At 72.4% G+C, this 13042-nt stretch carries 9 protein-coding genes and 1 pseudogene; 8 read left to right on the forward strand and 2 right to left on the reverse strand.

The annotated features are described in order from the left end of the window. Positions 1–353, forward strand: a pseudogene (locus FNH09_RS47125) (nickel transporter); the annotation flags it as partial. 15 nt (positions 354–368) lie between these two features. Further along, entirely contained in the window at positions 369–2012 is a 1644-nt protein-coding gene (locus tag FNH09_RS21090; RefSeq protein WP_238426909.1) for a serine/threonine-protein kinase, read from the forward strand. Between the two features lie 4 nt (positions 2013–2016). Here FNH09_RS21090 and FNH09_RS21095 read toward each other — a convergent pair whose 3' ends face one another. After that, positions 2017–2823, reverse strand: a complete 807-nt coding sequence (locus FNH09_RS21095; protein ID WP_152890272.1) for an SGNH/GDSL hydrolase family protein — start codon at positions 2821–2823, stop codon at positions 2017–2019. Positions 2824–3080: 257 nt separating this feature from the next. On the opposite strand from FNH09_RS21095, the gene FNH09_RS21100 reads away from it, so the two are divergent. The 6 genes from FNH09_RS21100 (at position 3081) to FNH09_RS21125 (ending at position 11530) form a co-directional block, all read left to right on the forward strand. After that, positions 3081–3530 carry a hypothetical protein gene (locus tag FNH09_RS21100; RefSeq protein WP_238426911.1) on the forward strand — a complete coding sequence of 150 codons (450 nt, stop codon included), beginning with the start codon at positions 3081–3083 and terminating at the stop codon, positions 3528–3530. A gap of 1 nt (position 3531) precedes the next feature. Continuing rightward, on the forward strand, positions 3532–4626 hold the full coding sequence (locus FNH09_RS21105) for a GNAT family N-acetyltransferase (protein WP_152890274.1): 1095 nt from the start codon (positions 3532–3534) through the stop codon (positions 4624–4626). Between the two features lie 390 nt (positions 4627–5016). Further along, positions 5017–5838: a glycosyltransferase family 2 protein gene (locus tag FNH09_RS21110; protein WP_152890276.1), complete on the forward strand. Its 822-nt coding sequence runs from the start codon at positions 5017–5019 to the stop codon at positions 5836–5838. Next, positions 5835–6935 (forward strand): glycosyltransferase family 2 protein, encoded by a 1101-nt coding sequence (locus FNH09_RS21115; protein ID WP_238426912.1) that lies wholly within the window; start codon positions 5835–5837, stop codon positions 6933–6935. Before FNH09_RS21110 ends, FNH09_RS21115 begins: the two co-directional genes overlap by 4 nt. Next, positions 6928–7728, forward strand: a complete 801-nt coding sequence (locus FNH09_RS21120; protein WP_152890278.1) for a polysaccharide deacetylase family protein — start codon at positions 6928–6930, stop codon at positions 7726–7728. The genes FNH09_RS21115 and FNH09_RS21120 overlap by 8 nt, the downstream gene beginning before the upstream one ends. Continuing rightward, positions 7721–11530 carry a polysaccharide biosynthesis protein gene (locus FNH09_RS21125; protein ID WP_162468876.1) on the forward strand — a complete coding sequence of 1270 codons (3810 nt, stop codon included), beginning with the start codon at positions 7721–7723 and terminating at the stop codon, positions 11528–11530. Before FNH09_RS21120 ends, FNH09_RS21125 begins: the two co-directional genes overlap by 8 nt. A 43-nt stretch (positions 11531–11573) precedes the next feature. On the opposite strand, the gene FNH09_RS21130 is transcribed toward FNH09_RS21125, so the two are convergent. Beyond that, complete coding sequence (locus FNH09_RS21130; RefSeq protein WP_152890280.1) at positions 11574–12989, reverse strand: GH39 family glycosyl hydrolase; 1416 nt, start codon at positions 12987–12989, stop codon at positions 11574–11576. Between the last annotated feature and the right edge of the window lie 53 nt (positions 12990–13042).

Below are 13042 nucleotides of genomic sequence, written 5' to 3' on the forward strand. Positions count from 1 at the left end.
CCACAGCCCCCACCCTCCGCGGCACGATCCTGCTCGGTTTCGCCGGCGGGCTCGTGCCCAGTCCCTCGGCCGTCGTCGTGCTCGTGGGCGCCGCCGCGCTGGGCCAGGCCTGGTTCGGGCTGCTGCTGGTCGTCGCGTACGGCGTCGGACTCGCGCTCACTCTGACCGCGGCCGGGTTCGCCGTCGTACGGCTGGGTAGCCGTATGACCCGGGTACTGGACGAAGGCCCCCGCTGGACGACCCACCCGGTCGTCACCGCGGTCCGCCGCACCACCCCCCTGTGGTCGGCCCTGGTCGTCGTGGTCCTCGGGGCGGGACTGGTGCTCAAGGGGGCGGCATCCGTTATCGGTTGAGTTATTTTGGGGAAGATGTCCGCCAGGCTGCGGAGGGGGATGCCGGTGTCCGGGGAACAGGGCGCTGAACGTCTGGTCGCGGGCCGCTACCGCTTGCTGTCGCCGCTCGGCGAGGGCGGCATGGGGACCGTGTGGCGGGCCCGCGACGAGCTGTTGAACCGCGAGGTCGCCGTCAAGGAGGTGCGGGCGCCGGCCGGTCTGCCGACGTCGGACGTGGAGCGGATGTACGCCCGGCTGGAGCGCGAGGCGTGGGCGGCCGCCCGGATCTCGCACCGCAACGTGGTGACGGTGTACGACGTGGCCACCGAGGACGGCCGCCCCTGGATCGTCATGGAGCTGGTCCGAGGCATCTCGCTGGCCGAACTCCTGGAGACCGAGGGCCCGCTGACCCCGCAGCGCACCGCGCAGATCGGTGTCGAGGTGCTGGCCGCGCTGCGGGCCGCGCACGAGGCGGGGGTGCTGCACCGGGACGTGAAACCGGCCAATGTCCTGCTGTCGAACGACGGCCGGGTGGTGCTCACCGACTTCGGCATCGCCAGGGTCGAGGGCAGCTCGGCGCTGACCATGACCGGCGAGGTCATCGGCTCGCCCGAGTTCCTGCCGCCCGAGCGGGCGCTGGGTCGCACCCCGGGACCCGAGTCGGACCTGTGGTCGCTCGGCGTGCTGCTGTACGCGGGGGTCGAGGGCAGCTCCCCCTTCCGTCAGGCCACTCCGCTGAGCACGCTGCGCGCGATCGTGGAGGACGAGCTCCCGCCGCCGCACCGGGCCGGACCGCTCGCGCCCGTCATCGAGGGGCTGCTGCGCAAGGACCCCGCCGAGCGGCTGACCGCCCAGCAGGCCGAGCGGGAGCTGCGGGTCGTCGGGGCCGGCGGCGCGCCGAGCGCGGGCACCGTGCGGGCGGTGCCCTATCCCACGGCGCCCACCCGCCCGATGTCGTCCCGGCAGGAGCCGTCGACGCCGCCGTGGCCCGGCCCCGCGGCCGGCGCGCGCACCACACCCGCCACGCCCCTCGCGCCGCCGGACGAACGACGCCCGGACCGCGACCGCCGCGCCGTCGTGGTGCTGGCCGCGGGGGTGCTCGCCCTCGCGCTGGCCGTCGGGGGGCTGACGTATGTGCTGCTGAAGCACGGCAAGGACGGGAACGGGGGCGGTGGGGGCGCCACCACCGCGAGCGGCGGGCTCACGCCCGGTACGAGCGCGCCGACCACGTCGGCCGGCCGACCAACCCCCTCGGCGACCCCCAGCAGCAGCGCGCCCACGTCCGCCACCCCGCCGCAGACCGTCGACATCACCCTGACGGGCAAGCACACCGACTACACCGGCAGTTGTCCGCCGTCGGACGCCGACGCGCCGACGTTCACGGCGACGTTCACGGTGGGCCGGCTGCCGGCCGAGGTCGACTACCGGTGGGTGTCGAAGAACGGAAGGATCTCGGACACGAGCTGGAAGACGCTGTCGTTCCCCGAGGGCGGCGCGCGGTCGCGGCAGGACCGGGTGATCGTGACGACGTACTCGGAGAGCGGCACGTTCTCGAACGAGATCAGCGTGGAGGTGCGCGACCCGGTGCACCGGACGTCCGAACCGGTGCCGTTCACGGTGACCTGCGTGAAGGAGACCCCGTCGGACGAGGTCTCCTCCTCGCCTTCCGTCACTCCGTGAGGGTTCAGGCCGCGTTCGTGAGCACCGGGAGATAGCCGCCCGACTGCCCGGCGGCGGTCGGGTGGTAGGACTCGCCGATGTCGAGCCAGTTGAGGCTGTGCAGCCAGGCGCTGCCGGAGCAGAGCTCGTGGCCGGTGAACGTGGAGCGGACGTCGCCGAAGGTGAAGCCGTGGGCGGCGGCCCGCGCGGCGACGGCGGTGTCGAGGTAGTCGGCCGCGCCGTTGATCGCGGCGCGCTTGGTGTCGGAGAGGCCGAGACAGGTGGCGCCGAGCTTGTAGAAGCGGGGGTAACCGATGACGACGACGCGGGCGTTGGGGGCGTTGGCGCTGATCGCCGTGTAGACGGCGTCGAGTTTGCCGGGCAGCGTCGAGTCGACGTACGCCTTGGCGGTGTTGATGCGGGAGATGCAGCCGCTGTCGGACGACAGGACACAGGTCGTCATCACGTCGGCGAACCCGGCGTCGTTGCCGCCGATGGTGATGGAGACCAGGCCGGTGGAGGAGTTGAGCCCGCCGAGCTGACTGGCCAGAACGTCATCCGTTCGGGCGCCCGAGCAGGCGGCGAAGGTGAACGAGGACGGTGCGTGGGCGGCGTTCCAGAGGTAGGGGTACGCCTTGGTGCTGCGGTCGCAGTCGCCGCTGGAGCTGATGTAGCTGCCGGAACCCACTCCGGAGGAGTAGGAGTCACCGAGGGCCACATAGCCGGTGGCCGCGGCCGTCGACGAGGCCTGCGCCACACCGCTCCCGGTGAGGGCGATGCCGCCGGCGAGGAGGAGTGAACTGACGAAAGCCGCGATTCGGGAACGTCTCATGGAACCTCCCTTTAGCAGGATCTCTGCCTCGACTTACGTAGCAACTACGCGTGTTGACAGGAAGTGTCCATGCCAAGATTGTTGCCCTCCGCCACAACTCGCGCCCCGAGCGCACCCGGAGCGCACCCGCTGTTCAGCGGCGGATCAGAACCACGACGAACTTCCGCATCTTGACGGCCACCTTCGGGCTGCGCGACATTGAAGCCCGGCATCCGGCACTTCGGGGGGCAAAGTCGCCCATGCGGAACATCCAGAACATGCAGAACATGCAGAACATCCAGACCACAGGCAACCGGACTTCGACGGCGCCCGCGGAGGGTGCCGAGCGCGCGGGGCCGGGACCGGGCCGGGACCTGTCGCCGCTGCTCGCGGGAGCCGCCACGGCGGTCGGGGCGATCGGCGCACTGCTCGCGCTCACCGACTCCGGCTCCTCCCTGCGCGGCCCGTTCGTGCTCTTCTTCCTGCTCGCGGCCCCGGCGGCCGCCGTCGCCGCCGCGCTGCGCGGACTGGATCCGTTCGCCCGCCTGCTCGCCTCGGTCGCGGGCGCGGTCGTCCTCGACATGCTGGTGGCCCAGGCCATGCTGGCCGTGCACCGCTGGTCGGTGCCCGGCGGGATCACGGCGGTGACCGTGCTCAGCGCCCTCGCCCTGCTGCTGGTCGTGGTGGGCCGACGCCGAGGCCGCACGACGGGGAGACAGGGTTCCTGACATGGACATCAGCGTGTACCGCCCCGGCGAACTGACCGCGGCCGACCGGGCGGCATGGACGGCGATGCAGTCCAAGGCCCATCTGCACGACGCACCCGGCCTCGCGAACCCCTTCCTGTCACCGGAGTTCACGCTCGCGATGGGCCGGGTCAGACGAGGCGTGCGGATCGCGGTCGTCCGCCAGGACGGGGAGCCGGCCGCGTACTTCCCGTTCCAGAGATCCGCCGCCGGGGTCGGCAGAGCCGTCGGCCTCGGCGTCTCCGACGCCCAGGGACTCGTGCACCGGCCCGGGTTCACCTGGGACGCCCGCGCGCTGTTACGGGCCTGCGGGCTCTCCCTGTGGGAGTTCGACCATCTGGTGCAGGGCCAGGAGCCGTTCGAGGCGGGGGCCTCCGGCGCCTTCCCGTCCCCGGTCATGGACCTCGACCGGGGCTACGAGAGCTATCTGGGCGAACTGCGCGCCCGGTCGCCCAAGTTCACCCGGACCACGCTCGCCAAGGAGCGCAGGCTCGGCCGGGACACGCGGGGCGTGCGCTACGTCCACGACGAACGCGACCCGGCCGCCCTCCAGACGCTGATGGCGTGGAAGTCCGCGCAGTACCGGCGCACCGGCCGCAGCGACCGCTTCGCGCACCCGTGGATCACCGGGCTGGTGCAGCAGCTGTTCCACACCCGCCACGAGCCGTCCGGAGGCATCCTGTCGGTGCTGTACGCGGACGACCGACCGGTCGCCGCGCACTTCGGACTGCGTAGCGAACGCGTCCTCGCCTGCTGGTTCCCGGCGTACGACCCGGCGTACGCGAAGTACTCCCCGGGCCTGATCATGCATCTGCGGATGGCCGAGGCGGCCGCCGCCGACGGCATCGCGTACCTGGATCTCGGCCGCGGGCACAAGGAGTACAAGGACTCCCTGAAGACACGCGAACTCACCGTGTCCGAAGGGTGGGTGACCAGGCGTCATCCGATGGCGCTCGGGCACCGGGCGCACCGCGCCCCGGTCCGGGCGCTGCGCAACGCGGTGCTGGCCCGTCCGCAGCTCTTCGAACCGGCCGACCGGCTGCTCAAGCGCCTGGGGCAGGTGCGTTCGAATCGGTGAGCAACACCGCACAGCGCATGTAACGGCCAAACCAACAAAAAGGTGAGCCCTCGTTCCAGGTCTTGCCATACAGGTTCAATCGTCAATACCGTCGTACAACTCACCCGCATCGGTCCGTCGGCACACGGCTCCAAGGGGAGGGACCAAGGGCCACGGCGTACCGGGGCGGGGCGCGGTAGGGGGGTGCCGTGCTCGGTGAGCGCAGTTGTCGCCGAGCCGTGCCGCGCAACCGGCCGTCGTACCACGGCGGACCGGTCAGCTTTGCCTGCTCATCCACGTGCACGGAGAGTGATCGTGCCGTGCCGTGGGGGAGAAACCCCCCTTTCGAACCGGACACACAGCCGGGCCGCCCAGGGGCGGGCGGTCCACCGGACGAGAGGGACCAGACCCATGAGCTCAGTTCTGCGCCCGCCCGCATCGGGCCAGGATCCGACGACAGCCGGCCATTACCGGCCGGTCTCCTCCTACTTGGCCATCGCGCCACCGGTGAGCGTGGTCATACCCGCCATGAACGAGGCGGAGAACCTGCCGTACGTCTTCAAGACCCTGCCGGACTGGATCCACGAAGTGGTCCTGGTGGACGGCAACTCCACCGACGGCACCGTAGAGGTCGCCCGCGACTTATGGCCCGGGGTCCGGGTCGTCGCGCAGGACGGCAGGGGCAAGGGGGATGCCCTGATCACCGGCTTCGAGGCGTGCACCGGCGACATCATCGTGATGGTCGACGCGGACGGCTCGGCCGACGGCAACGAGATCGTGTCGTACGTCTCCGCCCTCGTCTCGGGCGCGGACTTCGCCAAGGGCTCACGCTTCGCCAACGGCGGCGGCACCGACGACATGACCTTCGTCCGAAAGCTCGGCAACTGGGCGCTGTGCACGGTCGTCAACCGCAAGTTCGGCGCCCGCTACACCGATCTGTGCTACGGCTACAACGCGTTCTGGCGGCACTGCCTCGACAAGATCGACCTCGACTGCACGGGCTTCGAGGTCGAGACCCTGATGAACATCCGGGTGGTCAAGGCGGGGCTGAAGGTGCAGGAGATCCCCAGCCACGAGTACCTCCGCATCCACGGCACGAGCAATCTGCGCGCCGTCCGGGACGGACTGCGGGTGCTCAGGGTGATCCTCGGCGAGCGCTCCAACCGGCGGGAACTGCGCCGCCGGAGCCACCACTCCCCGATGCTCGACTCGGTCCGGGGAGAGGTGTCTTGAGCGATCCCGACATCTCCGTCGTGATCTGCGTCTACACGGAGGACCGCTGGGAGGACATCCTCGCGGCGGTCGCCTCCGTGTGCGCGCAGTCCCGTCCGGCCCGGGAGACCCTGCTGGTCGTCGACCACAACGCGGCGCTCCTGGACCGTCTGAGCGAGGAGTACAAGGAGATCGGCGCAGTGCGCGTCCTCGCCAACGCCGGACCCCGCGGACTGTCCGCGGGCCGCAACACCGGCATCGCCGCCTCGCACGGCGAGGTCGTCGCCTTCCTCGACGACGACGCCGTGGCCGAGCGGGACTGGCTGCGCCGCTTCACCGAGGGGTACGCCGACCCGCGCGTGCTCGCGGTCGGCGGCCGTACGGTGCCGATCTGGGCGTCGGGGCGCCGGCCCGCCTGGTTCCCGGAGGAGTTCGACTGGGTGGTGGGCTGCACCTACCGGGGCCTGCCGCCGGGCCGGGTCCGGGTGCGCAACGTCCTCGGCGGCAACGCCTCCTTCCGCCGTACCGCGTTCGACGCGGCGGGCGGCTTCGCCACCGGCATCGGCCGGGACGGCGACCGGCGGCCGCTGGGCTGCGAGGAGACGGAGCTGTGCATCCGGCTCACCCGGGCCAGGCCGGACGCGGTCCTGCTCATCGACGACCGCGCGGTGATCCACCACCGGGTGCCCGCGGCGCGCGAGCGCTTCGGGTACTTCCGCACCCGTGCCTACGCGGAGGGCCTGTCCAAGGCCCTGGTGTCCCGCAGCGTCGGCGCGGGCAAGGGCCTGGAGTCCGAACGCCGGTACGTGACAAGGGTGTTGCCGGCCGGGGTGGCACGCGGCCTGCGGGACGCGCTGCTGGCCCGGCCGGGCGGCGCGGGCCGGGCCGGCGCGATCGTCGCCGGGCTGCTCACGGCGGCGGGCGGGTACGTCGTGGGCCGGATCCGGACCCGCGGGGGCGGCGCCGTCTTCTCGGTGCCGCGGATCGGGGCGGCCGCCGGGCGGACCGGGACGGACCAGGGGCACGGGACGGCCCACCAGCCCTGGCCGGTCCGGAAGAACGGGACGGCCCGGCAGACCGGGACGCTCCAGGGGAGCACGGAGGAAGCAGATGGCTGAGCCGCCCGTGCCCATCCTGATGTACCACGCGGTCGCGGCCGACCCCAACGACGCCACCCGCACCCTGTCGGTCGCCCCCGAGGCGTTCGCGGAGCAGATGGCGCTCGTCGGCGATCTGGGCCTGACCCCGCTCGGCACCGCCGAGCTGGCCGCCCGCTGGCGCTCCGGCCGGCCGCTGCCCGCGCGGCCCGTACTGATCACCTTCGACGACGGCTACGAGGGCGTGCACCGGCACGCCCTGCCGGTCCTGGCCAAGCACGGCTTCGCGGCCACCTTGTTCGTGTCCACCGGCTGGCTGCGGGGCGCGTACGACACCGGCGGCGGCCTGGACCGGATGCTGGACTGGGACCAGGTGCGCGAACTGGACGCCGCGGACGTCGAGATCGGCGGCCACAGCCACAGCCATCCGCAGCTCGACCAGCTCGACGAGGACACGCTGCGGGCCGAGCTGACCCGCTGCCGGGACATCGTCGCCGACGAACTGGGCGCCCCACCGCTGTCGTTCGCCTATCCGTACGGCTACTCCAGCCGCCGGGTGCGGCAGGCGGTGCGCGCCCACGGCTTCGCCCAGGCGCTCGCCGTCGGCAACGGCCTCGCCCGCCGCCGCCAGGGGCCCTACGCCCTGCAACGCCTCACGGTGCGCCGCAACACCGGCATCGAGGAGTTCGAACGGCTCGTCGAGGGCCGCGCGATCGCCCGCGCCTTCGCCGGGGACCGCGCCCTCACCAAGGGGTACGCGATGGTCCGCAGAGCCCGCCGGATCCGTCGGAAGGCCGGCCGTTCCCGTGTCTGACACGACCACGGCCCAGGAGGCGTCGACCGCGACCGAGCCGCCCGAGCGGGCGCCCCGCCGACTGCGCCTGCCCGGCCTGGGCAGACCGCCGGGCGGTGGCAGCCAACTGTTCCGCAACGCCTACGCCCTGATGCTCAACACCGGTATCAGCGCGGTGCTCGGGCTCGGCTTCTGGCTGGCCGCCGCCCGCTACTACTCCGAGTCCGCGGTCGGCCAGGGGTCCGCCGCGATCGCCGCGATGAAACTCCTCGCGGGCCTGACCGCGGTGACCCTGACCGGCGCGCTGGCCCGCTTCATCCCGATCGCGGGCCGGGTCACCCGCCGTCTCATCTCCGCCACCTACGCGGGCAGTTCGGCGGTGGTGGCGCTGGCCGCGGGCGTCTTCCTGCTGACCCTGAACGTGTGGGGGCCGTCGTACCGCTTCCTGCACGGGCCGCTCAACGGACTCGGCTTCGTGGTGGCGGTCGTCGCCTGGAACCTGCTCACCCTCCAGGACGGGGTGCTGACCGGGCTGCGCAGCGCCCTGTGGGTGCCGGTCGGCAACACCGTGTTCTCGGCCGTGAAGCTGGGGCTGCTGGTCGCGTTCGCGACGGCGCTGCCGACCACGGGCGTCTTCGTGTCCTGGGTCGCCGCGATCGCCACCTCCGTGCTGCCGCTGGGCTGGCTGGTGTTCCGCCGGCTGGTCCCCCGGCACGTCGGAGCGACCGCGCGGCAGGCCGACCCGCCCACGCCACGGGAGATCGGCCGGTTCCTCGTCGGCGACTACACCGGTTCCCTGTTCTCGCTCGCTGTGGTCTACCTCGTACCGGTGATCATCGCCTCGCAGGTCAGCTCCGCGGACAACGCGTACTTCTACATCACCACGACCATTGGCGGCACGGTCAACCTGCTCGCCATCAACATGGGGGCCTCGCTGACCGTCGAGGGCTCGCACGACCCGGCCCGGCTCGCCGCCGACACCCGGGCCGCGCTGAAGCGGATGGCTCGGATCATGCTGCCGGTCTGCGGTGCGCTGTTCGTCGGCGCGCCCTGGATCCTGGGCGTGTTCGGCGCGGGCTACGCGGACGCGGCCACCGGGCTCTTGCGCTGGTTCGCCGTCGGCGCGGTGCTGCGGGTGGTGATGGAGACGTACTTCGCGGTGCTGCGCGCCCAGAGCCGCACCGGCGGACTCGCGTGGCTCCAGGGCCTGTTGTGCGTCCTGGTGCTGGGCCTGACACTGTTGCTGCTGCCGCGCATGGGACTGGTCGGCGCGGGTGTCGCCGAGATCTCCAGCCTCGCGGTGATCGTGGCGCTGGCCGCGCCGCGACTGTACCGGACGGTCAGGGCGACGCCCGTCGCGTCGCCCGCGGCTGCCGCTCCCGACGGGGACCTCGCCGACCTGGGGGCGCGCGAGGTCCCCGTCGCGGGGGCACCGCGCCGACGCGGGCCCGCCTGGGCGCTGGACTCCGACACGCTCGCACTCGGCGTCCGCGTCGACTTCGACCACCAGGAGCGCCGGCCCGACGTGCGCCCGGGGCCGGGCACCCCGCCCACCGGTACGCCCGTCCTCGGCACCGGGCACCGGCCGGTCCGGCAGCCCGGGTCGGAGGCCTCGCTCGGGCCGTCGGAGGCCTCGCTCGGCCCGGCCGACACCGTGCCGCGCGACGGTACGACGGTCGACGCGCCGTTCGGGGCGGACTTCGACGCGGGTCCCGCCGTCGGGGCCGAGCCCGTACAGGAGGATCCCGCCGCCTCGGGCGGACAGCCGCCCGACGGACCCGCCGCGCCGCGGACCTGGCGCGAGCAGCTGCTGCCCACCCGCCCCGGGCTGCTCCTCGGCTGTCTGCTGACCGCCGCGCTGCTGCTCTACTGGGTGCCCGTGCTGCGGCTCTCCGACGCCGACCTCGACGGGATGGGCGGGCTCGGGCTGATCTCGGTGCTGCCGCCGGCGACGCTGACCGGCGCGGCACTGCTGGTCGTGGTCTTCGCGGCCCTGCTCCGGCGCGGCCGTGAACACCGCGGCCTGCTGCTGGTCACGCTGCTCGCCACGGTCGTCTCACTGCACGCGCTGCCCGCCGTGATCGAGACCGAGCCCCGGTTCGCGACCGCCTGGCAGCACCTCGGCTTCCTCGACTACATCGACCGGACCGGTGCGGCCGTACCCGACCTGGACGCCCGCTGGAGCTGGCCGGGCTTCTTCGCGGCGGCCGCGTTCGTGCTGCGGGCGTGCGGGGTCGACGACTACACCGAGCTGATCCGCTGGTGGCCTACGGCCATCCAACTCCTCTATCTGGCACCGATGTTCCTGCTGGTCCGCTCGATGCGGGCAAGCTGGCGGGCCAAGTGGACCGGCATCTGGATCTTCGTGCTCGGCGGCTGGGTCGGCCAGGACTACTTCTCCCCGCAGGGCTTCACCTTCCTGCTGTATCTCGCCTTCGTGGCGATCCTGCTGGTCTGGTTCCGCCCCCCGCACGTGCTCTGGACCGAGCGGCGGCCCGGTGAGGCGGAGGTCGAACCGGCCGACCGCCCTCGGCGGGCGGTGCTGCTCGCGGTGCTCATCGGCCTGTTCGCGGCGAGCGTGCCGGCCCACCAGCTGACCCCGTTCGTGATGCTGGGCGTGCTGGCCTTCCTCGTCCTGCTCGGCCGCTGCGAACTGCGCGGTCTGCCGCTGCTGTTCGCGGTGATCGTGGCGACCTGGGTGGGCTTCATGGCCGAGCCGTTCTGGTCCGGTCACTTCGACGAGCTGTTCGGCGGCGTGGGCGGCGTCGGCAGCAATGTGTCGACATCCGTCTCCGGCCGTATCCAGGGCGGCAGTTCCACCCACAAACTGGTGCTCTACGCGCGGGTGCTGCTGGCCGGCGGGGTCATGGCGTTCGCGTGCTGGGGCTGGTGGCGGCGGCGCGCGCACAAGTACCGCGAGCGGTCGCTGCTCGTGCTCACCTTCGTACCGTTCCTCGGCTTCGGCATGCAGTCGTACGGCGGGGAGATGGCGCTGCGCGTCTTCATGTTCGCCCTGCCGGGCGCCGCCCTGCTGGCCGGGCTGGCGCTGTTCCCGCGCACCGGGATCACCGCCGGGGAACGCGACCGGGACCGGGGCGGCCTCGCTCCGGTGGCGGCGCTGCTGGCGGGGCTGATCCTCATGGGCGGCTTCCTGGTGGCCCGTTGGGGCAACGAGTCGTTCGAGCGGATCCGGTCGGGCGAGGTCGCCGCGATGGACTACGTCTACGCTCACGACGATCCGACCGTGCGCCTGCTGTGGCTGAGCAACGACACCGAGAACAACGTGACCCCGGCGATGCCGTGGGGCACCAAGGACATGGAGAAGGTCCAGTACGTGCCGACCCTGGCGCCCGCCGACCCGGTCCTGGTGTCGGGCCTGGTCGAGGCGCTGAAGGACGCGGGCCCGAACTCGTATCTCATGGTCAACCGCAGCCAGGTCGTCTACCTCGAACTGGACGTGGGCTACTCGACGTCCTGGGAGCCGCGCCTGCTGGCGAACCTGGACGGGCGGCCGGAGCTGAGGAAGGTCCTGGTCAACGACGACGTGACCATGTACGCGCTGCGCGACCGGCCCGCGGGCGAGGTGCCCGGGGCCGACCCGGGCCCGAACGGACCGCTGATCACCTGGACGCCCTGGTCGGTGGTCGGGGCGCTGGCGGCCGTGGTACTGATCCTGCTGCTGACGGCGCGCGAGGTGCTCCGGGTCGCCGGCCGGCCGGGCGTGCGGCAGGGGCGGCGGCTTCAGAGCGCCTTCTGGTTCGCCCTGCCGCTGCTGGCGGTCCTGTGCGCGGCGCTGGTGCAGCGGTTCCTCACCATGAAGTGAGCCCGACGGCTCGCCGGGTGCTCACCGGGTACTCCCCCGGTGCTCACCTGGTGAGCCACTTCACCTCGTACGCCCGCATCTCGAACCGCCGTCCGTCGACCTGCGCGCTGATCGGCCGGTCGCGGATGTTCACCACCAGGACGACCTTGTCGGTGGCCAGGACCCGGACGTTGGGCACGTCGTCCGCGGCGACGGACACGGTGTCGTACCGCGTACCCGGCGGGAACTCCTCGCCGAACCGGGAGACCAGGCCGTACATGGGCAGCCGCGCGCCGCCGCCCGCGCGGTCGGTCGGCGTCCACAGGCAGCCGGGGCAGCCGGTGCCCTTCTCTTCCTCCGGGTTCCAGTAGAAGCCCGAGGACGCTCCGCCCCTGACCATGGCGATCATCCCGGCCGCCTGCACGGCGACCCGGCGGTCCTCCGGCCAGCCCTTGCGGTCGTCGTTGCCGTCGGCGGGTTCGACGTAGTACTCCGCCCACCACAGGGGCAGACCGCCGGTCTGCCGTCGCACCCAGGCGCCGACGGCGGTGAGCTTGTCGGTGGCGCCGAACTCGTCGGGCAGCAGTTCGTCGTCCTTGGTGTAGCTGGAGCCGTCGACGACGACGAAGTCCGCGCCTGCCTTGTGCCGGTTCCAGTAGGCGAAGGCGTCGAGGACCCGCTGGTCCATCGCGCCCCACGGGCCCGCCAAGGCCGTCGAGGCCTCCTCGGCGCGCGGGTCCACACTGTCCATCACCAGGTAGGGGCCGCCGACCATGATGTCCTTGTCGACCTTCTTCAGGGCCTGGTGGACGAGGTTGTAGAGGCGGGTGTAGCCCTCGTAGTCCCAGCGGCCCTCGGCGTCGTTCCAGAAGCCCTTGAACTCGTTCCAGACGACGAAGTGGCGTACGTCGGGGTAGCGCCGGGCGACGGTCGCGGCGAGCGCGGCGAAGTCCGCGTAGTGCTCGGGCCGGGGGGCGGTCTCCAGCGCGGCCTGGCTCCAGTCGGTCGAGCCCGCCCGGCCGCCCTTCATCCAGTCCGGCGAGCAGCACAGGGTGATGACCGGGGTGCCGCCGGAGGCACGCACGAAGTCGATCCGGCGGTCCAGCGCGGCGAAGTCGTAACGCCCCTTCACCGGCTCGGGGTTGTCGGCCCCCCAGCCCATGACGGCCTGGTTCTGCGGCAGGCCCCCGCTCTTCGACAGCAGGCCCTCGACCCGCCGGGTGGCGGCCCCGCTGCCCTCGTCGGCGCTGAACTGGGTGTGGGTGAAGCCCCAGCCGACCTCGGGCCGCGCCGCCCGCGCCGGGGTGGCGGGGGTGCCGTGCACCTCGGCGCCGTCGGACGTGGTGCCCGCGGTGCCGTCGCCGCCCCCCGGCAGCGTGTTGATCAAGGTCACGACCAGAGCGAGTGCGACCACGGCCGCGCCGATCAGCGCGGTGAGCCGCCACCGCCGAGCCCCCGAATTCCACTCATGACGTCCCATCAAGGACAACACTAACGGCGTGAACGGCCGTACGGGCAGGTGCAGTCGAGGCA

The organism is Streptomyces adustus, from assembly GCF_009377175.1.
Classification (GTDB): domain Bacteria; phylum Actinomycetota; class Actinomycetes; order Streptomycetales; family Streptomycetaceae; genus Streptomyces; species Streptomyces adustus.

What these genes read in the sequence shown, in the direction of transcription:
- FNH09_RS21090 (WP_238426909.1), top strand. Translation starts at nt 369, where the DNA reads ATGTCCGCCAGGCTGCGGAGGGGGATGCCGGTGTCCGGGGAACAGGGC.
- FNH09_RS21095 (WP_152890272.1), bottom strand. Translation starts at nt 2,823, where the DNA reads ATGAGACGTTCCCGAATCGCGGCTTTCGTCAGTTCACTCCTCCTCGCC.
- FNH09_RS21100 (WP_238426911.1), top strand. Translation starts at nt 3,081, where the DNA reads ATGCAGAACATGCAGAACATCCAGACCACAGGCAACCGGACTTCGACG.
- FNH09_RS21105 (WP_152890274.1), top strand. Translation starts at nt 3,532, where the DNA reads ATGGACATCAGCGTGTACCGCCCCGGCGAACTGACCGCGGCCGACCGG.
- FNH09_RS21110 (WP_152890276.1), top strand. Translation starts at nt 5,017, where the DNA reads ATGAGCTCAGTTCTGCGCCCGCCCGCATCGGGCCAGGATCCGACGACA.
- FNH09_RS21120 (WP_152890278.1), top strand. Translation starts at nt 6,928, where the DNA reads ATGGCTGAGCCGCCCGTGCCCATCCTGATGTACCACGCGGTCGCGGCC.
- FNH09_RS21130 (WP_152890280.1), bottom strand. Translation starts at nt 12,989, where the DNA reads ATGGGACGTCATGAGTGGAATTCGGGGGCTCGGCGGTGGCGGCTCACC.